This is a genomic window from Bradyrhizobium sp. 139, assembly GCF_023074175.1.
GTDB lineage: Bacteria > Pseudomonadota > Alphaproteobacteria > Rhizobiales > Xanthobacteraceae > Bradyrhizobium.
On record NZ_JADPKS010000038.1, the window covers coordinates 90,218 to 111,850 of the forward strand.

General features: G+C 60.2%; 24 protein-coding genes. 8 read left to right on the forward strand and 16 right to left on the reverse strand.

Translation table 11 applies throughout. The annotated features are described in order from the left end of the window. Positions 1-60: 60 nt before the first annotated feature. Positions 61-477 (reverse strand): DUF305 domain-containing protein, encoded by a 417-nt coding sequence (locus tag IVA80_RS10655; protein ID WP_256467357.1) that lies wholly within the window; start codon positions 475-477, stop codon positions 61-63. 188 nt (positions 478-665) lie between these two features. Here IVA80_RS10655 and IVA80_RS10660 point away from each other — a divergent pair, with 188 nt between their 5' ends. After that, positions 666-866 carry a hypothetical protein gene (locus tag IVA80_RS10660; RefSeq protein ID WP_071917262.1) on the forward strand — a complete coding sequence of 67 codons (201 nt, stop codon included), beginning with the start codon at positions 666-668 and terminating at the stop codon, positions 864-866. Here the strand turns inward: IVA80_RS10660 and IVA80_RS10665 are convergent. The 6 genes from IVA80_RS10665 to IVA80_RS10690 form a co-directional block, all read right to left on the reverse strand. Beyond that, positions 863-1,936 carry an FAD-dependent oxidoreductase gene (locus tag IVA80_RS10665; protein WP_247428899.1) on the reverse strand — a complete coding sequence of 358 codons (1,074 nt, stop codon included), beginning with the start codon at positions 1,934-1,936 and terminating at the stop codon, positions 863-865. The genes IVA80_RS10660 and IVA80_RS10665 overlap by 4 nt on opposite strands. 514 nt (positions 1,937-2,450) lie before the next feature. Further along, on the reverse strand, positions 2,451-2,966 hold the full coding sequence (locus tag IVA80_RS10670; protein ID WP_346347986.1) for a LysR family transcriptional regulator: 516 nt from the start codon (positions 2,964-2,966) through the stop codon (positions 2,451-2,453). A gap of 203 nt (positions 2,967-3,169) precedes the next feature. Then, a complete protein-coding gene (locus IVA80_RS10675) occupies positions 3,170-3,832 on the reverse strand; it encodes a peroxiredoxin-like family protein (protein WP_247428901.1) in 663 nt (220 codons plus the stop codon). Between the two features lie 117 nt (positions 3,833-3,949). Further along, a complete protein-coding gene (locus tag IVA80_RS10680; RefSeq protein WP_247428903.1) occupies positions 3,950-4,795 on the reverse strand; it encodes a hypothetical protein in 846 nt (281 codons plus the stop codon). Between the two features lie 11 nt (positions 4,796-4,806). After that, positions 4,807-6,222: an ATP-binding protein gene (locus IVA80_RS10685; RefSeq protein WP_247428905.1), complete on the reverse strand. Its 1,416-nt coding sequence runs from the start codon at positions 6,220-6,222 to the stop codon at positions 4,807-4,809. After that, the gene (locus IVA80_RS10690; RefSeq protein WP_247428907.1) at positions 6,219-6,884 is read right to left on the reverse strand and encodes a response regulator; all 666 of its coding nucleotides are present in this window, start codon (positions 6,882-6,884) and stop codon (positions 6,219-6,221) included. The genes IVA80_RS10685 and IVA80_RS10690 overlap by 4 nt, the downstream gene beginning before the upstream one ends. A 101-nt stretch (positions 6,885-6,985) precedes the next feature. Between IVA80_RS10690 and dsbD the strand changes: the two genes are divergently transcribed. From dsbD to IVA80_RS10720, 6 genes are all read left to right on the forward strand, one after another. Further along, positions 6,986-8,815, forward strand: a complete 1,830-nt coding sequence (dsbD, locus tag IVA80_RS10695) for a protein-disulfide reductase DsbD (protein ID WP_247428910.1) — start codon at positions 6,986-6,988, stop codon at positions 8,813-8,815. 24 nt (positions 8,816-8,839) lie between these two features. Then, positions 8,840-9,487 (forward strand): DsbA family protein, encoded by a 648-nt coding sequence (locus tag IVA80_RS10700; RefSeq protein WP_247428912.1) that lies wholly within the window; start codon positions 8,840-8,842, stop codon positions 9,485-9,487. A gap of 32 nt (positions 9,488-9,519) precedes the next feature. Next, positions 9,520-10,188: a L,D-transpeptidase gene (locus IVA80_RS10705; protein ID WP_247428914.1), complete on the forward strand. Its 669-nt coding sequence runs from the start codon at positions 9,520-9,522 to the stop codon at positions 10,186-10,188. A gap of 219 nt (positions 10,189-10,407) precedes the next feature. Beyond that, complete coding sequence (locus tag IVA80_RS10710; protein ID WP_247428916.1) at positions 10,408-10,920, forward strand: DoxX family protein; 513 nt, start codon at positions 10,408-10,410, stop codon at positions 10,918-10,920. Positions 10,921-11,023: 103 nt separating this feature from the next. Next, positions 11,024-11,659, forward strand: a complete 636-nt coding sequence (locus IVA80_RS10715) for an NrsF family protein (RefSeq protein WP_247428918.1) — start codon at positions 11,024-11,026, stop codon at positions 11,657-11,659. 365 nt (positions 11,660-12,024) lie between these two features. Beyond that, entirely contained in the window at positions 12,025-12,582 is a 558-nt protein-coding gene (locus tag IVA80_RS10720; RefSeq protein WP_247428920.1) for a DoxX family protein, read from the forward strand. A gap of 268 nt (positions 12,583-12,850) precedes the next feature. Here IVA80_RS10720 and IVA80_RS10725 read toward each other — a convergent pair whose 3' ends face one another. The 7 genes from IVA80_RS10725 to IVA80_RS38200 all read right to left on the reverse strand — a co-directional run bounded on the left by IVA80_RS10725 (position 12,851) and on the right by IVA80_RS38200 (position 18,800). Continuing rightward, the gene (locus IVA80_RS10725) at positions 12,851-13,195 is read right to left on the reverse strand and encodes a protein-disulfide reductase DsbD N-terminal domain-containing protein (RefSeq protein WP_247428922.1); all 345 of its coding nucleotides are present in this window, start codon (positions 13,193-13,195) and stop codon (positions 12,851-12,853) included. A gap of 159 nt (positions 13,196-13,354) precedes the next feature. Next, positions 13,355-14,323, reverse strand: coding sequence for a PHB depolymerase family esterase (locus IVA80_RS10730; RefSeq protein WP_346347987.1), 969 nt, complete (start codon positions 14,321-14,323; stop codon positions 13,355-13,357). Positions 14,324-14,359: 36 nt separating this feature from the next. Next, positions 14,360-14,950, reverse strand: coding sequence for a DoxX family protein (locus IVA80_RS10735; RefSeq protein WP_247428928.1), 591 nt, complete (start codon positions 14,948-14,950; stop codon positions 14,360-14,362). A 148-nt stretch (positions 14,951-15,098) separates the two neighbouring features. After that, complete coding sequence (locus IVA80_RS10740; RefSeq protein ID WP_247428931.1) at positions 15,099-16,487, reverse strand: tetratricopeptide repeat protein; 1,389 nt, start codon at positions 16,485-16,487, stop codon at positions 15,099-15,101. Positions 16,488-16,527: 40 nt separating this feature from the next. Next, on the reverse strand, positions 16,528-17,892 hold the full coding sequence (locus tag IVA80_RS10745) for an OpgC domain-containing protein (RefSeq protein ID WP_346347988.1): 1,365 nt from the start codon (positions 17,890-17,892) through the stop codon (positions 16,528-16,530). Between the two features lie 252 nt (positions 17,893-18,144). Next, a complete protein-coding gene (locus IVA80_RS38195; RefSeq protein ID WP_253075730.1) occupies positions 18,145-18,498 on the reverse strand; it encodes an SDR family NAD(P)-dependent oxidoreductase in 354 nt (117 codons plus the stop codon). Next, a complete protein-coding gene (locus IVA80_RS38200; protein WP_346347989.1) occupies positions 18,495-18,800 on the reverse strand; it encodes an SDR family NAD(P)-dependent oxidoreductase in 306 nt (101 codons plus the stop codon). The genes IVA80_RS38195 and IVA80_RS38200 overlap by 4 nt, the downstream gene beginning before the upstream one ends. 167 nt (positions 18,801-18,967) lie before the next feature. Between IVA80_RS38200 and IVA80_RS10755 the strand changes: the two genes are divergently transcribed. Continuing rightward, positions 18,968-19,585 carry a TetR/AcrR family transcriptional regulator gene (locus IVA80_RS10755; RefSeq protein WP_247428935.1) on the forward strand — a complete coding sequence of 206 codons (618 nt, stop codon included), beginning with the start codon at positions 18,968-18,970 and terminating at the stop codon, positions 19,583-19,585. 77 nt (positions 19,586-19,662) lie between these two features. On the opposite strand, the gene IVA80_RS10760 is transcribed toward IVA80_RS10755, so the two are convergent. Next, positions 19,663-20,274 carry a transglutaminase-like cysteine peptidase gene (locus IVA80_RS10760; RefSeq protein ID WP_247428937.1) on the reverse strand — a complete coding sequence of 204 codons (612 nt, stop codon included), beginning with the start codon at positions 20,272-20,274 and terminating at the stop codon, positions 19,663-19,665. Positions 20,275-20,334: 60 nt separating this feature from the next. Next, positions 20,335-21,564: a DsbA family protein gene (locus IVA80_RS10765; RefSeq protein WP_247428939.1), complete on the reverse strand. Its 1,230-nt coding sequence runs from the start codon at positions 21,562-21,564 to the stop codon at positions 20,335-20,337. Between the last annotated feature and the right edge of the window lie 69 nt (positions 21,565-21,633).

A 21,633-nucleotide genomic window follows, 5' to 3' on the forward strand; every position in this document is an offset into this window, starting at 1 on the left:
TAAATGGAAGTTCGCTTCGAAAGTGGCCCGTCCAATCCCCTCGGATGGGCCACTTCTCCGTCAAGCGATGCTGTCCAAAGGACCCGCGTCCCTGCTCCCAAGGCATTCGAATACTTTCGGAGACGCCGTACAAGGCGACCGCCGCGTTGACGCCTCCGGCGATCGGAAAAGCAAAGTGAAGGCCGACATATTGCGCGTTGCCTGTCGCACCGCTTCAATACCACTCACATTCTTCATCAAGGCGATCTCGCCCTTTTGTTCACGACGTATCGCCTGCGCCATCAGCCGCAGGCGCAGATCGCCGGATGAATGCCACTCGTCGCACGCCATCTGAACAGCCCCCGCATGATGCAGGCTCATCATACGGATAAAAACCGCGTCAAATTCGGCGCCGGCCGCCTTCCGCACTTCCGCCATTTGTGCCGGCGTCAAATATCCCGGCATCGCCGCGTGCTCATCGCTGGAGCAAATCGGCATCGGCTCGCAAAACCATCCGCCCCACCCTTGCTCAAAGATGCGGCTCTCACCCGTCTGGCGGCTGGCGACCTCTCATGTCGCTCCTCAAATCATGGGAGGCAACGATCCGCATCCGCGCCTCGTGGGTTGCAGGAACGGATAGCTGCCGAGACATTTGTTGTGCGGGAGGCCTGTAGGAGGAGGATCAAATGGACAGCGAAGACGCCATGGCGAAAGTGAAAGAAGTGTCGGAAGGCGTGCGGGAGACTGCCCGCACTGTGCGGCAGAGTCTCGAAGAGGGTCAGGCCCCTGGCCAAGCGCTCGGCTTTCTCCGCGACGTGGTTCGGGAGGCTCCGCTTCCCTCATTGCTCGTCGCTTTCATGCTTGGCTGCCTTGTCGCCCGCCGTTAGCCGGAAATGTCACGGTCGATCGCAAAGTCATCGAGCAGGGGCGACGATCCTCCCGAAAGTAGCGAGCCGATGAGCTCCGCGGCGAGGAGGCTGAAGGTGATCCCGTTACCGCCATAGCCAAAGGCCGCAAAGATATTCTTGGAGCCGGGCACTGCGCCGATGAGGGGCAGCCCGTCGCAGGTGGTGTCGAAGGCTCCTGACCAGGCGAATGCAACGTGGTTAGAGGTGCGGGGCCAGAGAGCTCTCAGGCGTTCCTTGAGCACCCTCACCTTTGTCGGGGTCGCCGCGTCACGAACGTCAGGCTGAATAAGCCCATGATCATCCTCACCGCCGAAGATGATGCGTCCATCGGATGTCGTACGGGCATAATGGTAGTTCTGGGTCGCTTCCCAGATGAGCGCCTGCCCCGGCCATAAATTATCCACCTGCGGCGCAGTTGCGATCGCCCAACTGGAGGCCGGTTGTTGAGCCGTGGGCCGCACGATGTCCGGCATGACATAGCCTGTCGCAAGCACCACATGGTGCGCCTCGATCGAAAACCCGTCTTCAAGGCCGACGGTCACGGTCGAGGCGGTGCCGTCATAAGCAACCGCGTTGGCCTTCAGAAGGCGGGCGCCGCGCTTGAGAGACAGATCGATTAGGCCGCGCGTGAGCAGAACGGGATCGGCGTCGGCTGCGTCCCTCGAGAGGAGGGCGCCCGCGCGGGCGATCGCGAAGCGTTGGATAAGTTCGGCATGTCCCAGTAAGAGGGACGGCAGATCAGCGCGGCTTCTGACGCTATATTCGTCCTGGATGAGCTTCGGACTGTCATCGGCGGCAAGGTAAAGCGAGAGACGCGGCCGCATGCGACACGCGATTCCATACTGCGCAGTCAACGCCCGTAATCCCCGAGCGGCCTGATGACTGGCGCGATAGCAGCGGGCTGCCTTCTCGAAACCGTAAAGCCGTGTGAGCTGGAAAAGCGGACGGTCGATTTCCCAAAGTAGCATTGCGGAGCTGGCGACCGTGCTGCCCAGGCTTGGAACCTCGCGATCGATGATGACGACCTGCCGATCCTTCTTGCGAACCAAGCTTGACGCCGTCTCGGTGATCGTGACTTCAAGCGTGGGTCGCACCTTACCGGCTAGAAGGTGCCCTCCCTGTACGCTGCCATCACGTGGGCCGGGTACAGCGTGGAGATGCAAGTTGGCCTAGTCGCGGACGTCCGATCGTTGCCGTGACGATACGCCCAGCTCCTATCAACTCGTAAAGCTTCGTGCGTCTCAAGCCGGTCTCTTCGCATGCATCGTCAATCGTGCAGGTGAGCCGCTGGGCGAATGGCATCGTGCTCGGTTCTGCGGCTGTCGGACCGGATAGACTGACTTGTGACTGTTGTTCGCCAGTTTTCTCTCATCGATTGTATCTCACGTGGCCCTGCTATTCGCACAAAGCACGACAGGCCAAGAGTTGATTGTGCGACGCGCAACGTCAATGCGAACATCCGAGGGCGGTCGCGCACGATAGCGCTCGCCAGCGGCGGTTTGAATATTTCCGGACACCAAGGGCGGCGAGGAAATTTTTTCGCGATACGCCATCACGCCGAGGCTAGTCCGCTAGTGTCGGCAGTAAATTCCGCAAGCGCTCGGCAATGCGCCGGGCGGTAAGGCTCGAATCCGAGAGAACGCCCATCCGAAGCGCGAGGTCGATCCCGGCCTCGATAAGGTCGACGTTGCGGTCATCGAGCACGATGTCGATGTCGAGCGCAGGATGGGCATCGAGAAAGCGGGCCAGTCTTGGAATGACGTGCAGCCTGGCGAACGTCACCGCGGCACTGATGCGTACCTTGCCAGATAGCGCGGCACCGGCGCCGCGAGCCGCGGCATCTGCTTCATCGGCTTCCTCGATGGCCCGCCGCGCATGATCGTAGAAGCGTTGCCCAGCTTCCGTGGCCGAGAGGCCGTGGGTGGATCTTACGAGGAGCTGGACACCGGCGCGTGCTTCGAGCTGCGCGATCGCCTTTGATATCGCGGGCTGCCCTATGCGGAGCTGTCGCGCAGCGCCCGAGAACGATCCGGTATCGATCACGCGAACAAATGCTTCCATGGCGGCGAGACGGTTCATAGGCTTCCCTGAAGATGCCTCGATTGGACTTCACGCGGATAAGGGCGCTTGGTCAAGGCTGGAAGTTTTGATTCAATAGAGGACTTAGCTTCTGAGCCCGACGGCATGGAAGCCAGCTATCGCTGCCCGCAGCGCTGACCGGCTGTCGCGAACCAGGCCGCGATGCAACGCGATAGGCGGCAAGCGTTTAGCGCTCTGCCACGCTATGAACGCGTTCCGCCGACTGCGTGACGTAAGGCCTCGATCAAGGCCTCAGGCGCAAGCCGGCGGCGGTAGTCGATTTCAACGAAAGAAAAGACGATCCGACGGTTCTTTGCGACGATGAAAGTTGCCGGCACGGGCAGCTCCCATGTCTCATCACCGTTGTGCGCCGGGAGCGCCTTGCCGTTCGAACGCAGCGCCTCCCGGAGCTCCTCAGGCAGCGCATAAACCAGGCCGAAGGCCGAAGCCACCGAATTGCCGACGTCGCTCAGGACGCGAAAGCCCAGGGCGTTCTTTTCGGCGGTCGAAAGCGAACGATCAGGCAATTCCGGAGAAATGGCGACGAGGCTCGCGCCGTATGACTCGATCTCGGGCAACGCGGCCTGATAAGCACGGAGCTGTAGGTTGCAATACGGGCACCAGCCACCGCGATAAAAGGTCAGAATCACCGGTCCTTGCCTGAGCAGTTCACTCAAGGACACCATCTGCCCGGTAGCGCCGGACAGGGTAAAATCCGGAGCCAAATCGTCCACCTGCAAGACATCCTGAAGCGGAAACGCCTCCCGCAGTTCTTCGACCTTTCGGTCATAGAGCGCCGCGCGCCCGGCCGGCGCGGTTCGTTCAAATTCCGCTTTGAAGTCTGCCAAGTCTTGTTCAAGACCCATGGTCGCGATCCCCTGCTGACACTACTTTATTATAGAACGTTCAATCTAGAATGACAATCTGCAGCCCCGTGGATCAGGTGGCTCGAGGCTGTCGATTGCTCGAGAGATGCAAGCGCTTTAGCTTGGTGTTGCGTGCCGAATGAGCGAGCAAATACCGGTCATGCGCGCGATGGGATGGCGGACGAAGCGCCGAACAGCTGCCAATGCCGGCTCGATCGGTTGCTGCGAAACCGGCGTTTGAATTGCGCTTGCCGCCTGTGCCCCGGCCTGGCTTCCCAACCGGCGCGTGGCGGCGACGAGGGACGCGAGTTCACCTGATTCATGGAGCGGAGCAAGCATTGTCCTGACCACCACGAGGTAGACCGGCCAGTGGGCCAGATGGCGATACATGCTGGCGGTCAGAGCAGGATCTTTGTCTTCGCCAAAGCCGTTCAGTTCGTGCACGAGGTTGGCGAGCGCGACGGGCATCTCGACCAACGGAACGAGCCGCGGCAGCTCGGCGCGTCCGGGAGCGGTGTAGGAGGTCGAGCTTTCAGCCGGTCGTGGGCCCGGTTCTGGCGAGGGCATGGTTCGGTCAAACCGCGCCAGAAAAGCCGAAAAACAAACGAGCGCCAGCGCATTCGTATGTTGATAGCTGTCCAGGATCTTACCGCTTGCCGCGAGGGCTCCGTCGTCGATGCGGGCCGCATGGAGCGCGTCCCTTGAAATGGCGGGCATAGGCGGAAGAGCGAGATGCGAGCGAATGTGCACTGCGGGGCCGATGGCAGCACCCTGATAGAGCGGTTTCAGCGCTGTCCAGACCCACTCAAGGCTGCCGGGTATTGTTGCGAGGTGCCGCCAAATCAGGTTCACGACCTCAACGTCCAGCGTCCGCCGGATATCCTCAAATATCTCAGCCGTCGTTCCCGTCGCGGATTGCTCCGTGATCGCGGGGACCGGATCGCTATGTGACGAAGGAGCCATCGCGCATTACCTCAGGCCGGCAAAGGATTGGAGGCGGAAAGCGGGGCATAGGCACGCAATTCCTCGTCCCCGATCGACGCAAAGGCGTGAGACGGCGACGGCCAAAGAATTTCCGCGCGCAGGCCGGGTCCCCCGGAGCGGCTTTTCAGGCGGAGCTGTGCTCCCCCTGCCCGCAGCGCCAGCGTGACAATGGAGAGGCCAAGACCGCTTCCGACAGCCGTCTTATTGCGCCCACGGAAGAAGCGGTTGGTAACGAGCTCAAGCTCGTCCTCCGCGATCCCGGGGCCGGTATCCTCCACGAAGAGCACCATGCCGTCCGCCGTGCGTTCCGAGGACCAGCGAATGGTGCCGCGTTCTGGCATATGCCGGACGGCATTTTCGTGCAGGTTGCGGACCGCCAGAAGGAGAGCGTCACGGCTCGTGGTGGCAACGGTCCGCTCCAGTACCGGATCGATGATGACATCCGCCTCTCTGTCCGCGGCCGGCAGCGCGGCGAGCATTTCGTCCACGACTTCGCCGAGGCGTACCGGCGTGAGAGGTACACCGCGCTCGGAATCGAGCCTGGCGATGGTAAGCAACTGCCGGACGAGCCGCGTGGTTCGGTCGACGGAGAACAGGATCTGGCGAAGGGCTGCGTCTCGCACGCCGGACTCCGTGGTGGTCATCGCGATCTGGGCTTGCGTGCGCAAACCCGCGAGCGGGGTACGAAGCTCGTGGGCGGCAAACGCCGTGATGTCTCGTTCATGGCGCAAAGCATGATCAACGCGGCCAAACAAGTTATTGAGCGAGGCGACCATCGGCTGGATTTCGGTCGGAACGCCCGTCGTGAGAAGCGGCGTCATGTCATCGGCGTCACGTCGCTTGAGGTCCTCTGCGAGGATTTGTATCGGCCCGAGGCCACGGTTGAGGCTTACCCAGATCAGCAACGCCAAAAGGGGAATGGTCAGCAGCATGGGTCCCGCGAGCCCCTTGATAATGTCGGTTACGAACGCCTCACGCAAACCCAGGCGGTCGCCCACCACTACCCGCACGTTCTTGGCGGGATCCTCGGCGGTGAAGACGCGCCACCTTTCGCCTTTGATGGTGCGCTCGGAGAACCCCGTCCGCGTGTCGCTCAGCTTTTCGCTGGGCGTCCCGCTGGATCGGGCCATCAGCCGGCCGTCCAGCGACCAGATCTGGCATGAGAGTTGGCGCTCATAACTGAGAGGATCGCCAGGATGGCTGGCATCGGCATCTTTCTGAAAGGACCCGGTGCCATTGGTTGACGCCAGAGACAGGACCATCCGGGCCGCTTCCTGTAAACGGGAGTCGAGCACATTTTCAACCTCCCGCGTCGTTCCAAAATAAACCCAGCACGTCGCGGCGAGCCAGATCAGGCCCGTTGCGGCGACGAGAATGAAGAACAGCCTGCGCTTGAGCGAGTTCATGCTGCGTCCGACCTCATGCGATATCCGATGCCACGAATGGTCTCGATACGGGCCCGCCCTATCTTGGTACGCAACTTATGGACGTGCACTTCCACCGTATTGCTCTCGATTTCCTCTTGCCAGCCATAGAGCCTGGCCTCCAGATCGCTCTTGGAGAAAACGACGCCCGGCCGATCCATGAGAGCGGAAAGGATTGCGAATTCGCGGCGTGACAGAGCGACCTCACCGCCGTCGACGGAAGCCGTCAGGCGCGCAAGGTCCAGGGTTACGCCATTGTGTGATACTGAGGAGACCGCTCGCCCTTCCTGGCGCCGGCTGATGGCCCGCACCCGTGCGGCGAGCTCATTCAGGTCGAAGGGCTTGCCCAGATAGTCGTCGGCGCCCGAATCCAATCCCTTGATGCGATCGGAGACCTCATCAAGCGCCGTTAGCAAAAGAACAGGCACGCGATCGCCCTTGGCACGCAAGGATGCAAGGAGGTCGAGCCCGGATCCGTCGGGGAGCATGACATCCAGAACCACCGCATCGAACGTGTCGACCGCAAGGGCTGCCTGACCGTCGGCGCAGCTTGACACGACGTCGAGCGTGGCGCCATGCAAGCCGAGGCCGACCTTCAGGCCATTGGCGAGGACCGTATCGTCCTCGACCACGAGAATCCGCATCTGCGCCTGCTCCTGTTGTTGCCCCCTCTCGGCAGCGAACCTTAAGGCTGGCTTAAGGTAGCGGCGGCACGGGATCCTCCGTTCGTCACGGAAGGGTCTCCATGCCATACGTCCGCAATCTCGGATTTGTTACAGTTTTGCTCGGCTTTATCGCGGGGGTGCTGCCCGCCGGAGCCGCGGGAATTATGCCGCCAGATCAGGCGTTCCAGTTCCACGCTGAAGCTACCGACAAAGGAGGCGTCCGGGTCGACTGGTCGATCCTGCCCGGACACTATCTTTACCGTGACCGGATCCAGGCTTCCGTGGATGGCCAGCCTGTTGCGATACAAACCGTGCCCGGGGAGTCCAAGGATGATCCCAATTTCGGCCCGACCGAAGTCTATCACGGGTCGACCACCGCCACCGTTTTGGCCGAGGCCTTGAACAACAAGACCACGCTGACGGTGACCTATCAGGGGTGCGCCGAGAACGTCATCTGCTACCCGCCGATCTCGAAGGCGATTGACCTTCCGACCCTGCGGGTCAGCGATGCCCAGGATAATCCGTCAGCCGGCGCACCCGCGGACAAAAGCCTGGACCAAGACCAAATGGTCACGACAGCGGATGCGGCGAACGGGACGGAGGACGAAACAGCGGCGCTCCGCGGCCGCGGGCTGATCTCGACCATGTTTGCCTTTCTCGGCTTCGGGATATTGCTGTCGTTGACGCCTTGCGTGTTTCCGATGATCCCAATCATGTCGGGCATGCTGGCGCGAACGGAGGGCCAGCTCTCGCTCGGACGAAGCTTCGTGCTGTCGTCGGCCTATGTCTTGGCGATGGCGGCGGCGTACGGCACCCTTGGCATATTTGCGGCGTGGTCGGGTGAAAACCTTCAGGCCGTATTGCAGACGCCTACCGCGATCCTGGTGATGAGCCTCGTGTTTGTGGTGCTGGCGTTGTCCATGTTTGGACTGTTCGAGCTTCAACTACCACAGTCCTGGACGGCAAGGTTGGCACAATCCGCCGGCAATAAAGGCTCGGTTGGCGGCGCTGCTGCGCTCGGTTTTGGATCGGCCCTGATCGTGGGTCCGTGCGTCACGCCGCCGCTCGCCGCCGCGCTGATTTACGTGGGACAGACCGGCGAGGTATTGCATGGCTCGCTCGCCTTGTTCGCGCTCGGTCTTGGCATGGGCCTGCCGCTGGTCGCGTTCGGTGTCTTGGGCGCCAGGGTCCTGCCTCGTTCGGGTGCCTGGTTGATGCGTACCAAGCACATCTTCGGCTTCGTATTCCTGGCGCTCGCCGTCTGGATGTTGTCACGCGTCCTGCCGATCCGTCTGATGGCGGCGATGTGGGGTGTCTTGTTTCTTGCAATCGGGGGCTACTTCGTTTCCTTCTGGATGCTCGCCAAGCCCCGCACACGCGGTCACGCTGCGGCAGTTGCGATCGGAATGCTCAGCCTCGTCTATGGGGTAGCTCTTGCCGCGGGCGCGGGAGCTTCGATCTATGAGCCGCTGCAGCCGCTCGCCGCCGTCGGCCTTGTGACCGCAAATGCCACCGGTTCCAGCGATGGATTGCATCTCGTCACCAACAATTTTCGAACCATTACGAACGAAGCCGGTCTCGAACACGCCATCGAAGTCGCCCGAAAGCAGGGAAAGACGATCATGGTCGACTTTTCGGCGGAGTGGTGCACGGAATGCAAACTCATGGAGCGCAACGTCTTCTCGCAGGAAGCCGTCAGGCGCGCGTTTCGCGGCTTTCTATTGGTGAAAGCCGACCTCACGCATTTCGATGGTGACAGCAAGGAATTGATGAAGCGATTTAGCGTGGTCGGACCGCCAACAATCGTTTTCATCAGCCCAGATGGACGTGAGATCCAGGAAGCGCGGATCGTCGGCGACGTCAGCGTTTCGGGATTTCTCAGCAAACTGGCGAAAGCCGTTCGAGCCTGACACAAACACAAAGGAGACGATTCCTTGACCGACAACATTTCGCGCGCGCAGTTTCTGCGGCTTGCGGCCTTGTCCGCGACTATTCTCGTGCTGCCGTCGGCGGCTCTCGCTGATGAGAACGAAATCACACGGAACATGATCTTCAATGATCCGGAATCGCCGACGGGCGGCAATCCCAATGGTGACCTGACGATCGTCGACTTCTTCGACTACAATTGCCCTTATTGCAAAGGGGCAGCGAAACCGCTCGAGAAAGTCGTCAAAGCCGACGGCAATATTCGTCTGGTTTACAAGGACTGGCCGATCCTCCATCCGACATCCATCATCGGCGCTCGTCTCGCCTTAGGAGCGAAGTATCAAGGCAAGTACCTGCCTGTTCACCATGCGTTGATGAACATCGATGGCTATGGCGTCGAACAGGAGAAGATGATCGAGGCCACCCGCAATGCGGGGGTCGACGCCGCGCAGCTCGATGCCGACATGACCGCCCATGCGGACGACATCGCGCGCCTGGTCAAGCGCAACTTGAACATCGCCGATGCGATCGGCTTGCAGGGCACTCCCGGCTTCCTTGTTGGCCCGTTCAAGGTCAACCAGGCTTTGAATGAACAGGGGTTCGTGCGGGTCGTGGCCGACGCTCGCGCGCGTCAAAAGACTCCACAGTCAAAGTAACTTTTTCACTCGCAGTTGAAGGCATCACGTTTATGCAATGGGTTTTCGATTTTCGAAGCATGCGAACAGTCCTGTCCGCAGGCGCGTTGTCCACTTTCCTGGCCGGCTGCTCCGTGACCGGAGGTCCGGTTGCAACCGCATCGTTCATGCCAAGTGGATCGGGAGCGCCGGTCCGGTATGCAAACCTTCGATCCGAAAAATTCCCGATTGATGAGGTCGACGTATCGCGTATCGATCCTCAGTTCTTGCGGCAGACGGTCGCCTATCGTTCACCCTATCCGGCCGGCACGATTGTCGTCGATCCCCATAAACGCTTCCTCTACCTCGTCCAGAAGGACGGTCAGGCGACGCGTTACGGGGTCGGCGTTGGGCGAGAGGGACTCGCGTTCTCCGGTACAGGCAGTGTGCAGGAAAAGCGTGAATGGCCGCATTGGACGCCAACCAGTGCGATGATCGCGCGCCAGCCTGAGCGCTACGCAAAGTGGGCCAAAGGCATGGAAGGTGGCACCGGAAACCCGCTCGGCGCGCGGGCCCTCTATCTTTTCAAGGATGGAAAAGACACCCGATACCGGATTCATGGCACGACCGAGCCGGACAGCATCGGCAAGGCCGTGTCTTCGGGCTGCATCCGCATGATGAACCAGGACGTTATCGATCTCTATTCTCGCGTATCGCTCGGGACGAAAGTAGTGGTGCTTTAGCCGGCCGGCTGATGGCGAAGATCCTGCCGTAGCGGTCGCATATCGCTTGAAAGATATCGCGGCGGTTGGACGCGTTACGGGTCAATCGAACCGATGGCCGGGCAAGATCGGTTGGCATCACAAACGCGTTCATTAACGGAAAACGTCGATTTTCTTCAGCTGCGCTTAAGGTGCGCTGTCCCTCTGGAGGTCATCGCAACCCTCCATAGGACCGTCCTCATGCGCATTCTTACGCAACTCATGGAACCACTTCGCGAGTGGGCACCGCTGCCTCTCCGGCTGATCGTCGGTTACGGCTTCATGGCTCACGGCTTCGCCAAATTGACGCGAGGGCCGGACACGTTCGCCGTCGTCCTGCATACGCTTGGCGTCCCCATGCCAGAGGTCGCCGCGTGGGCGACAACAGCCGTTGAGATATTGGGCGGCGCGTCGGTCTTCACCGGCTTCCTTATTCCGATCGCCAGCATCCCGTTGGCTGTGGTGGTGCTGACGGCACTTTTTACCGTCCATCTTCCCTACGGATTCTTTTCGGTGAAGCTGGCGCAAGTGACCGAAACAGGCACCAAGTTTGGGCCCGTCGGCTATGAAATTCTGGTCTTGTACCTCGGCGGGCTGGCTACCCTGGCCATCGGCGGCACCGGCCGGCTGTCTCTCGATCGCTGGATCGAGAATGCGCGCGTTCGAAACATGCAGCTGTCACCAGGGAGCGGGGTAAGCCCCCGCACTTTGTAACAAAGCTCGGCGCGTTGCGAATAAGAAGGTGAGGCCTTCGCGTTCAGACGAATGAGCAAGAAGCGGCGCGCATTTGCGCCGCTAAACAAGGGAAAACCTCGCCGTGACAACCGAGGAGCTCATCAGGGGACTTGCCGCCGATCGCATGATCGAGCCTCGCGCCGGCTGGTTCCTGACGGCTGCATTGCTCCTCGGCACGTCCCTTGTCGCTGTGATATTTTTTTCCGCTATCGGGTTTCGACAGGATATCGCATGGGCGCTGGGAACCGTGCGGTTTCTGTTCAAATTCGCCGTCGTCATTCCTCTGGCGGGGCTGGCGACGGCCGCGGTATTTCGCAATACCGCGCCTTTACCCTCCCCGAGGTGGCAGGCGCGGCTTCTGCTTCTTCCGGCGATTTTACTCATCTTCGGCGTTGTCGCAGAACTGATCGTCGTGCCGAGCTCGGACTGGTTGATCAAAGCGATCGGGTCCAATTCGATGAATTGCATGACGATCATTCCGACCCTTGGGGCCGGCCCCTTGGCACTGTTTATCGCGGCCTTGAGGCGTGGCGCTCCTTCCAATGCCGGCGTCTGTGGCGCGCTTGCCGGCCTTGCCGCAAGCGCGATTGCGGCCACGTTCTACGCCACCAATTGCTTCGACGACAGCCCGCTGTTCGTCATCACCTGGTATCCGCTGGCGGCGAGCATTCTGGTATTGTCCGGCTACTTAGCGGGCTTGCGTTTCCTTCGCTGGTAGGTGGTTTACTGCTTCGAGGCGTTGCGGCTCGCCGCAATCCCGATTGTGGTTCGTGCTTGATCTGCGCAACCCGTTTGGCGCTTTGCCCCCAAGGACGGCATTGTTCCCTCACACCGTGCCATGGACGATCCTATGTCGGCGGTGCGCTGTTAAAAAATGATCGCTTCGACCTAGAGATCTTCCTGCTTCCTCTGGACGGCAATCGATTGGGCTGAACTGACTCACCGCGTTTTGAAACACGAACGGCCCTCGAATCACACTCTCGACGTCTGGCTTGAATAGCTTCGCGTTGATCGCGCAGACTCTCTCCGAGAAACGCTGAGAGACGAGTCGGCGGTCAACCTTCATCACAAAGTGAGCTATGCATGACCAGACTAAAACTCCCGTATCTCAAGACCAACGCCAATCACAGCATTCTCGAGTTGATCGCAAAAGGACAAGCGTTCATCTCGCTGTCCGTTGCGCGTTGGGCTCCGGTCCCCCTTCGCCTTATCGTCGGATACGGTTTCGCGGAACACGGTTTTGCCAAGCTCTTGCGAGGCCCTGATAATTTCACGGGGATCCTGCACGCGATGGGCTTGCCGGCGGCCAAGACACTTGCGTTGCTTACGATCTGGACGGAGATCATTGGAGGCGCGTGTGTTGCGATCGGCGCGCTCGTGCCTTTGGTGAGCATTCCGATGGTCATCGTGCTGCTGGTCGCAATCTTCACCGTGCATCTTCAATACGGCTTTTCTTCCATCAAGTTGCAGGCTATCGACGCGACGGGCGCGCGTTTTGGCCAGCCCGGCTATGAGACGGACCTGCTTTACCTTGCTTGCTTGATCGCGCTTGTAGTGGGCGGAAGCGGACCGCTCTCAGTTGACCGGTGGCTGGCGCGCAGAGTGAGACGACGCGCCCACCATGGCGGTCGAGCCGACTAAACCAGCGAAGGGAGCGGGGCATCGCTGCCTCCGCGGTTTAGGGACGCGGAGGCAGCGCATCGGCTCGATTGGCATTTCCAAAGCAGAAGAACAGCGCCTGCAGCGTCTTTCTATTCCTGCGAGCGGCGCGGAGAATCAACCAGGGAATTGGTGGCGTCGACGTAGCTTTCGCTTGGCCGCGCGCTGATCGACAATGATGATAGGTCGATTGCTTTACGAATAGGCGGATAGCAGAACGTGTCCTGGCCGCAGCCTTTGTACGTGACAATCAACAGCCCCTCTGTGGCAGTTGTTCACCCACCGTGTCGGCCATGGCGATGCTTCGATACACCTCGCGCATACCCGAGACGCGATATGGCCCGAAGCCTTCGAATTGTCCTTTCGGCGTCGCCAGCCTGACCATGCGCCCGTCAAGCGTCGCGCTGATCTTGTCGCGATACAGGTAGTAGCCGGGTGCAATCGTCCAAGTCAGTTCGAGTCCGACTTCTTCCTCGTCCCGCTGGACGCTCATCACGAAAGCCTCGTCCGGCTGGCGCGGCAGGAACGCGGCGCCCGCGCCCATCGCGATGGGCGACGCTGCCAAGACCAACGCGAAGGCCTTTCCATAGGACATCGGATCGCACTCCAGTTTCATGAGGCCGTCTATCGATGTCCTGGCTTGAGGCAGCCTTAAGCGCCGGCCCGTCGATCGCCAACGTCAGAGGGCTGAAACCATCCCGGTCGCCGGAAAACATGCCCCGCGATCGAGACCGTGTATCAGCTGGAAGTCCGCCTAATGCGCTATTGCGCGCCAGGCATGCTCGACCCATCCGGCGACGGCGAAATGGCCACCGGCGTGAAGGCAGAGCTCCAGAAGTCCGCCGTCGGCTTGCCGAGCCGACCGCTCGCACGTCAAATGAAGGTCTTCGCTTCCTTTCAGGCGCACCGGCTCTGAAGCGTGGAGGATCCGGGGACCCCCTAAGATCGCAAAGCTATCACAGACGCTGTCTTGCCGGATGCCTGGCGCAACTTCCCTTCCCCCGAGCGGTACCGTCGTGTCAGCTAATCCATGCAGATGGAAAAGCACCGGAAGAGGCGCCGCGCATCGATCCGGTGCAGGCTGCCAGAAGGCACCGGACATCGGCGCGAACGCCGCAAACATGCGAGGGTCTCGGCAAGCCAAATACCAAATCATGGACGCGCCTTGCGAAAAGCCGACGCCCAGCAGGCGCTGGCGGTCGATGGGAAAGCGCCTCACGATGTCGTCGACAACCGCATTCGCGTAGGCAAAATCGTCGCGGTGATGCGTTGGGGACGAGGGAAACGACCAGGTTTTCTCTTCACCGTTGAGTGCAACGAGCACTATTCTGAGGCGCTCCGTGGTGGCCGCCAAGGACGCATCGGCCATGACGTCTTCGGCGCTCTGCTGCCATCCATGAAAGTAGACGACAGCTCCAAGCGGCCGGCCGGCAGGCGGGTTGCTTGGGAGCCGAATTCGGTAGCTGCCTTCAGGTATGAGGCAATCGGACGTTGGGCCACATCCGAAGCTCGCCCTCCATGGAAGTGATGCGAGGAGGAGCATCAGGAGCGCAAAGATACGGGGCCGCGTTCTCCCTGACCGGCGCGCAACATAGGCGCCTTTCACGCGAGCGAACAATAATCGCCGGTTCATTGGATGCGAGACAAGGCGGCATGTTCGCATGCTTGTTAGCCCGGAACTCAGGGGCGCGACGTCCATTGGATCGGCCGCAGCGTGGGTCATGCCATCACTTTGCAACCCTGTGACATTCGGTCTCGGTCAAGCCGGAAGCGGGATTCCGATTGAGCGCGCCAAGGCGGTGATCTGCTGCCATTGCCACCAAACGATGATTACTGCGCAGGTCCAGACCGAGCACGCTTGCTTGAACAGGACGCCGCCATCGCCGTAGGGATCAACTCCCAGCGGCGTCACGAGGTGGAAAAAGATCGCCCCGGTCATGAGCAGCAACGCCCCGACTGCGCCCAATCCCTGAAGCGCGGGCGTCAGGATGAGCACCGATGCCAAAATCTCGCAGAGACCGACGCCGATGCGCATGACGGCCTCGTGGACCGGAAAGCCAAGCCAGTCGGTCAGTGTTACGAAGAGCTGCACACTGCCTTCATCCCCGAAAAGCTTATACTGTTCATACCAGAGGAAAATGAAGGCGACGTAGGCGGCTCCGATCCAACGGATTCCGACGGTCAAGGGCAGCGTGCGGGATTTGGACGACAAAACCGCGACAAGAAGGATGAGAGGCAGCAAAATTCCCGCGATACCAAACTGGCTAATCGCCGGATTGCCGGTTGCAACAGCCGCGCCAATAAGAAACGTTCCCAGGATGTCTCGTTCGCTGTTTGGATCGCCAATCATCGAATTCCCCTGGTTCAACCGCAAATTACCCGTCGAAGGTCGCAGGACCTGGGCCTGCGACCTTAAGGCATCCTTAAGGCGGGGACGTCGTTCAGCGTCCTCACAGCGTCGTTTTGATGCTTTACTGGCGCTTTCCGCGTGTTCAGCCTCAGTGGAGCGTTGATTTGGTCGATGCCGCGGTGAGCGTCGAGAGAGCGCCCAGTCGAACCGAGCTTTGCTGAAGCTGGTTCAACCGTGTGAGGGCAAACCGGTTTTTTCCCATACGTGCCGCTAGCCGATGCGAAAGCAGGGTTGCGGCCTGTTCGTCGTCGCCACTGCGAATCAGGCTCTCGATGTACACCTGCTCGAACAAGTCACGTTGGGCGTTGCTGCCACCGATGTCGCTCATGGTCGACCGCGCAGCGGAGAGCCATTTCGCGGCTGCAACATAATCTCCGTTCTGGAAGGAAAGGAGCCCGCACGCGACTGTGCCACCGCACCTGGCCGCGACGCGCCGTTCGTCGCTTGAGTTGGCAAAAGAGTCGTCTACAACGCGGCGCGCGAGTTCGTCGGCGCTCTTAACCCTGCCGGCGCCGAGCAACGCCAACACATAGTGCACGTCAGCAAACACGAGACGGCCGTCATTCGCCCGGCGTTCAGCGCGATTGGCGATGTCCTCCCAGCGACTTCCGACGTCAATTCCCTCATACTCCAGGCGGGCAAGCAGGGAGGCGCAGCTTGCGATGTCCCGGTAATCGTCGGAGCAGTCAGTCGCCATGCTTTCATCGTATAGAGCCGTTGCCTCGGCAAACTGACCGGCCTCCATGTTGAACAAGGCGTGATGCCATGTCAGGTGGAGGCTGAAATTGTTCGCGTGCGCCCAATTCCGCCGATCCGCAAGCCACGCCATGCCCTCTTCGGCACGCCCGGTCATTTCGAGCACATGCGCGACCGCGTGCCGGCCCCAGACGTCTCGTGGCGCGAGATCGACGGCTAACCGCCCGGCGCACTCGGCCTCGGCGTAAAGATGCCGCTCCTCGAGCGCAAAAGCCAGGCAGCCTTGCGCATATCCGGCGTAGGGGTGATGCCGGCCGAAGGCTGGAACGACCTTATTCAGCACCAGGAGCATCTGCGCCTGGTCGCCGAGCGCAAACCGCAGCGTGTGTGCCAGCTTGATGGCCAGCATATCGCAGGGACAATCCGTCAGTATTTGCTCCAAGATTGCAGCCGATCTCCGCGGCGCGTCGAGAATCCACTGCTCGAGGGCCTGAAGGTACAGGTTTTCGCGCGCGCTGATGCTGCGCTCCGACTGCGCGCGCCAGGCTTCATCCATGCATACGACCGCAGCAGGAACGAGATCGGCACGCGCCAGAGACAGAAGCAACAAGCCGTTCACGGCATGCGCAAGCGCAAATTCCGGATCCAGAACGAGAACGCGCGCGATCCGTTCGGCTGCCGACGCATCATGAGACACAATCGCTTCAACAGTCTCATTCCATGCTTCCCGCACTTCGTCACGTGTAACCGAGACAGCGTTTCCAGATAGGTCATTATACATCGCGCGTCATCCAGCAGAGAGTAGGAGAAGAACATCGGTTTTAATTGGCGCTGCGCATAAGCATGCACGTGGGGCAGTCGACGTGGAACGGGACCTCAAGTGCCCGCTGCAGCGAGACAGGCGCCTGCGTTGTCGCCTTCCAGGGCGATTGCATGAACCATCGAACTGTTCGGGCCACGGCATAAAGTGCGGCGAACGCAGCAATATTGATTGCGGCCACGGCGATCTCGGACCCTCCCGCAAGCTCGGCCAACGTCGCACCGAAACGCGCCAGCACGACGCTGGCAAGAAACGTGGCGAGGGATTGCTGTCCGATCTGGCTGATCACCCGGCCCGCTCCTTGACCAAGCTTTGCCCTCCAAGGTTCGATGAGACTAACCACGAGATAGGCCAGAGCCAAGAAGTGTGCGATGCGGAGCGGATGAAGGTCGGTCTTCTCCTGGGGGCCGAAAAAGAGGTCACGCACGCCATTCAACTCGGGCCACCGTTCGAGGATGACCCAAAAAGACAAGGGGACGGAAGCGGCGACGAAGATCGCGCATGCTAGCATGAGCTTCGGCGCCGCAAGCCGCGGCACGGGCAGCCACTTCATTCGGATGGCGAACCCGATAAAAAAGAGCGCCTGCCACGCAAAGGGATTGAGAAACCATCCGCTCCCCGTCCAGGGATTACCGGGAAGGTTCAAGCCGGCTGACCAGACAGCCGCGTACAATGACAAGCTGATCACGAACGGGGCGAGTGGGTGGAGGCGACGCGCTCCGATCATGACCGGCACCATGGCCAGGATCGCGATATACATTGGCAGGATATCGAGGAGATCGGGTTGCCAGGTCAGCGTGACGATCCCCAGAAGCGCCCGGCCCGGCTCCGTCAAAAGCGGGCCAAACTGGGCGCGTAGGATGTCGAGGCCAAAGATCGCGTCGGAAGCTGCGGCAAGCGTGATCAATGCGAGGACGAGGCATAACTCGGCCCAATAAACCTGCCAGATGCGATGGATAATGCGGGCTGTGCCGATGGACATGCCGTGCCGCGCAAAGGTCCCGCCGAACGCGATTGCGCTAGCGAGGCCCGAGCAGAACACGAATAGCTCGGCGCCCGATGAGAACCCGAAACGAGCCGGAATGAAGCCGTTCCAGCTGTTACCTGGCATATGGGCGATGAAGATGATGAACATCGTGATTCCACGGAAAAAGTCGAGACGCTCATCCCGGGCGCGCGCCGGCGTCGGTCCCGGCCTGACGTCAGCTATCGCTGGCGGTGACGTTACCGTTGTGGCGGCAAAACGAATTCTTCTGTCGGACATCTCACGCTCCCTGCACGTGGGAGGCGTTTGCGGGCGCCAGCTTAAGGCAGGCTTAAGGCCCGGTTCCAAAGTCGCTTTGCGCCAAGCCGGACACGGCACCATCGCGAACGGACATTCTAAGCGTTATTTATCCGGAAAGCCGGCGAGCATGCCGGCCCCCTCTCAGATCTTCTCCAGGAAAGGACACAGGGCGCCTTGGGGCTGCAGAGGCGACGGTTCGCAACAATTCTGGTTCCGCCGGGCCCGAGGCGCGAGTTTACAGAGCGCCGATCAATTTTCCCATATGGTTGCCGAACAACCGAACGCTCGCAGATCGGGGAAGGATGTATTTGATCATGAACGCGGCAAAGGCATTTACCGCTCCGGGCACAATGAGATCTCTGCTGCCAAGAGCGTCAAGGCCAATTCGAGCAACTTCCTCGGGGTCCATCTGGGGACACTCGAGAAATCATAGCCCGCATTCTGCAATCCTTCGGTCTTCATTCCGCCGGGAGCGACAACGGTCACGTCGACCCCTGCGGCCTTCATCTCGATATGCAAAGCCATGCCCAACGATGTGATATAATTCTTTCCGGCCGCATAATTGGCCTGATAAGGGCATGCGGAAAAGCCGATCAGCGACGACACGAACAGAATTCCGCCTCGGCCCCGCTGCTTTAATCGCTTGCCAAAAAGATGGGACATTTCGAAGGGCCCAACCGTGTTCAAGCGAAAACTCGCCCGCTCGGTTTCGAAATCATTTTCAACAAAACGGCCCAGAACCAGGGAAGCCGCGTCATCACAACGAGCCCGATGTCAATCTCGCTTGTCTGTCTTGCGAATTCCTCGGCGGCACCCTCGCGTCCGAGATCCAGGACCACGGTCTTGACTGCAATGCCGTGGGCGTTGACGAGTGACGTTGCCAGGGCTTCCAGCTTCTCTTTTCGTCGCGCGACGAGAACGAGATTCATCCCGCGTTGGGCGATCTGTTTGGCAAACGCTTCGCCGAGACCGGCGGAGGCGCCGGTCACGAGAGCATAGGAGCCGTATCGCTTCGCGAAATCGTCGTTCCTGAGATCTCTCTTGGATGCCTAAGCATGCCGGCCGCACCGACAAGGCGACCGCTCTGCTCTTGATAATTTCTGTACCGAACGATACAACTAGTTGAGCGAGACCATTACTGTCAAGGACTAATGTATTGAAAGGTACAAAACAGCCGCCAACCGACGTTGCCCGTGGTCGTCCGAAGGCTTTCGATTACGAAGAGGCGCTCGATACCGCCATGCGCGTCTTTTGGACCAGAGGCTATGACGGTGCTTCGCTAACGAATCTTACCGACGCGATGGGCATCAATCGCCCGAGCCTCTACGCGACGTTCGGCAACAAGGAAGACTTGTTTCAGCTCACGCTGGAGCGCTACGCGCAGCAGAACGCGACGGTCTTTGCAGAATGCCTCTCACACGTTTCCGCCCGCGCGGGCATGGATCGTCTGTTGAGAGAGGCTGCTGAAGCGTTTGCGAGCCCCGCGAACCCGGGCGGCTGCTTCTGGAACCAGGCCCTGATGTCCTGCGCCACGGCGACCAGTAAGATGCAACGTCACATGAAAAAGATGGCGGCCGGTTTCGATGCAACCCTTGTCGGACGTCTTGAGCGCGCGGTCGCAGATGGCGAACTGCCTCCCGGCACGTCTACCACGGATCTCGCCCGTTATTTCTCCGTCGTATTCCAGGGGTTGGGGCTGCAGGCTCGCCGAGGTAGCACCCGAGACGAGCTCCACCGCGCGATCGACATGGCTATGCGGGGATGGCCGACCTAGAGTCGGGAAGACGACTTGGCTTTGTCGTCTCTCGCCGGCGCTACAAGCTGCCACGTCTCGCTTGTCAGGCAGCCACGCTAGCGTGCCGTCGCCGTTGCGGCCGGGGAAACCGGCGCGCCGATTGACACCCACTGATTCAGGTTCGTTTGGGATTGCCGCTTGATGTAGCGATAGCCGGTTTCGTTCCAGGGGACGACCGTCGTAATCTCGTTATCCAGGACGAACTCGCCTTTGTCCGTCGTCACCGTCAAGACGGCGTGTCCTTCGTCGTTCCTGTCGCGGACGACGGTAACGAGCAGTGTTTCTTGCGGCCACCCCGCATCGATCAACATTTTGCGCTTTTGAAGGACATAGTCCTCGCAGTCGCCATGTCCGTCTGACGGATAGGACCACTTCTCGATGGTGCCCCAATGGTCGCTATCGGTGATCGGCTTCACCGTGTCGTTGACGTATTTGTTGACGCGCCCGAGGTCTGCCCAGACCTTGGGGGTCATGACGATGTCCCGCGCCGACGTTGCCTTTGACACGCAATCGGCTGGATTATCGGTGCAGAATTGCGTCCATCCCATGGGCGGGGAAACCACCGAACCGATCGCGGCACGGCGGCTCGCATCTTCGGCGTGAGCGGTACCAGTCAAGAACAGAAATGCGATGCTCGTGCTCAGGATATTGGCGGTCTTGGTGACCATGATGCTCTCCTCGGCGTCTTGAGAGCATCCATGGCACAGAGGCTTTGAGAGCCTGATACGCTATTGCCTCAAATTTGAACTACTGCTGCTTGCAGCCGAAAGTGCAGCCTGCATTCGGCCTGCACCCACGGCGCCGACGATGACCTGGTCGCCGATCACGAAAGCCGGCGTTCCGTTCACCCCGAGAGCTTCAGCTGTCACGAAGTTCTCGCGCAAGATGGCGTCGATGTCAGGATCCCTTAGGTCGCGCTTGAGCTTTGCAGCATCGATCCCCATGCCTGTTGCAGCAGAGAGAGCAAGGTCGCCGGTCATTGATCCTTTGGCTTTCATTAAGGATGCGTAGTAGCGCCATCGCAAGGCAAAGTCGCTGGTCTGGCGAGCCATCGCGAGAGCCAACCGGCTCGTGTCGGTCGAATCTTTTCCCAGGATGGGAAATTCACGGAGGACGACGCGCAGTTCAGGATTGTTGTCGACCAGCTTTTGAATGTCACCGACCGAATTCCGGCAGAACGGGCAATTATAATCGAAAAAGGCGACCAGATTCACTTTGCCGTTTGGATTTCCGATGATCGTGCTTCCTCGGGAGGACAGCAGCTGCTCCCGGTACTGCACCAGTACCTTGGCCTGATCGGCCTTCTGAAGCTGTTCGGATCGCCGCTCCAGCTCCATGCTGGCGTCCCGGAGGACTTCCGGGTTTTGAAGCAGATATTCTTTGACGACTTCGCCGATGGCTTGTCGCTGCTCGGAGCTCAAAGGCAGCGATAGCTGCTGCGAATGGGCGGTTGCACCTAGAAACGTCAGCGCAGCGAATGCCGCGATCGCAAAGGTTGTGCGCGGCACAATCGTTCGCAGGTTAAAGCTGGGCTCGTCGGTGGCTCGATTATTCATGTCATTCCATGTTCTTGGGGGAAGGCCTGCAGGCGGCTCATGCCGCCGCCGGCGAATGAGTGCGCGCAGCCGCGCCGCCATTTCTTCGAGATCGAACGGCTTGACCAGGCATGCGTCCACCCCGGCCTCGAACCAGCGGACCCGTTCTTCGGCGCCATCGACTGCGGTCAACAGGAGGATGGGGACTCGATCACCGCTCGCCTTGCAATCGGCAAGAAATTCGGAACCTGACGTATCGAGGCGCACGAGATCCAGGACAATCGCGTCACAATTTAACGTGACCGGGTGCGTCCTTGGATCGAGATCGATCTGCACCTCATCGACAACAAATCCTAAACGGCTCAGTCCGGACTTGAGGCCCGCGCGCGACGAAGGGCCGTCTCCTACAAGTAGGATACGCATGAGAAAGGCTCCTGTTGAGGCCTCCCTCGACGGCGAAACTTAACGGCAGCTTAAGGCTGCAGCCCTCGG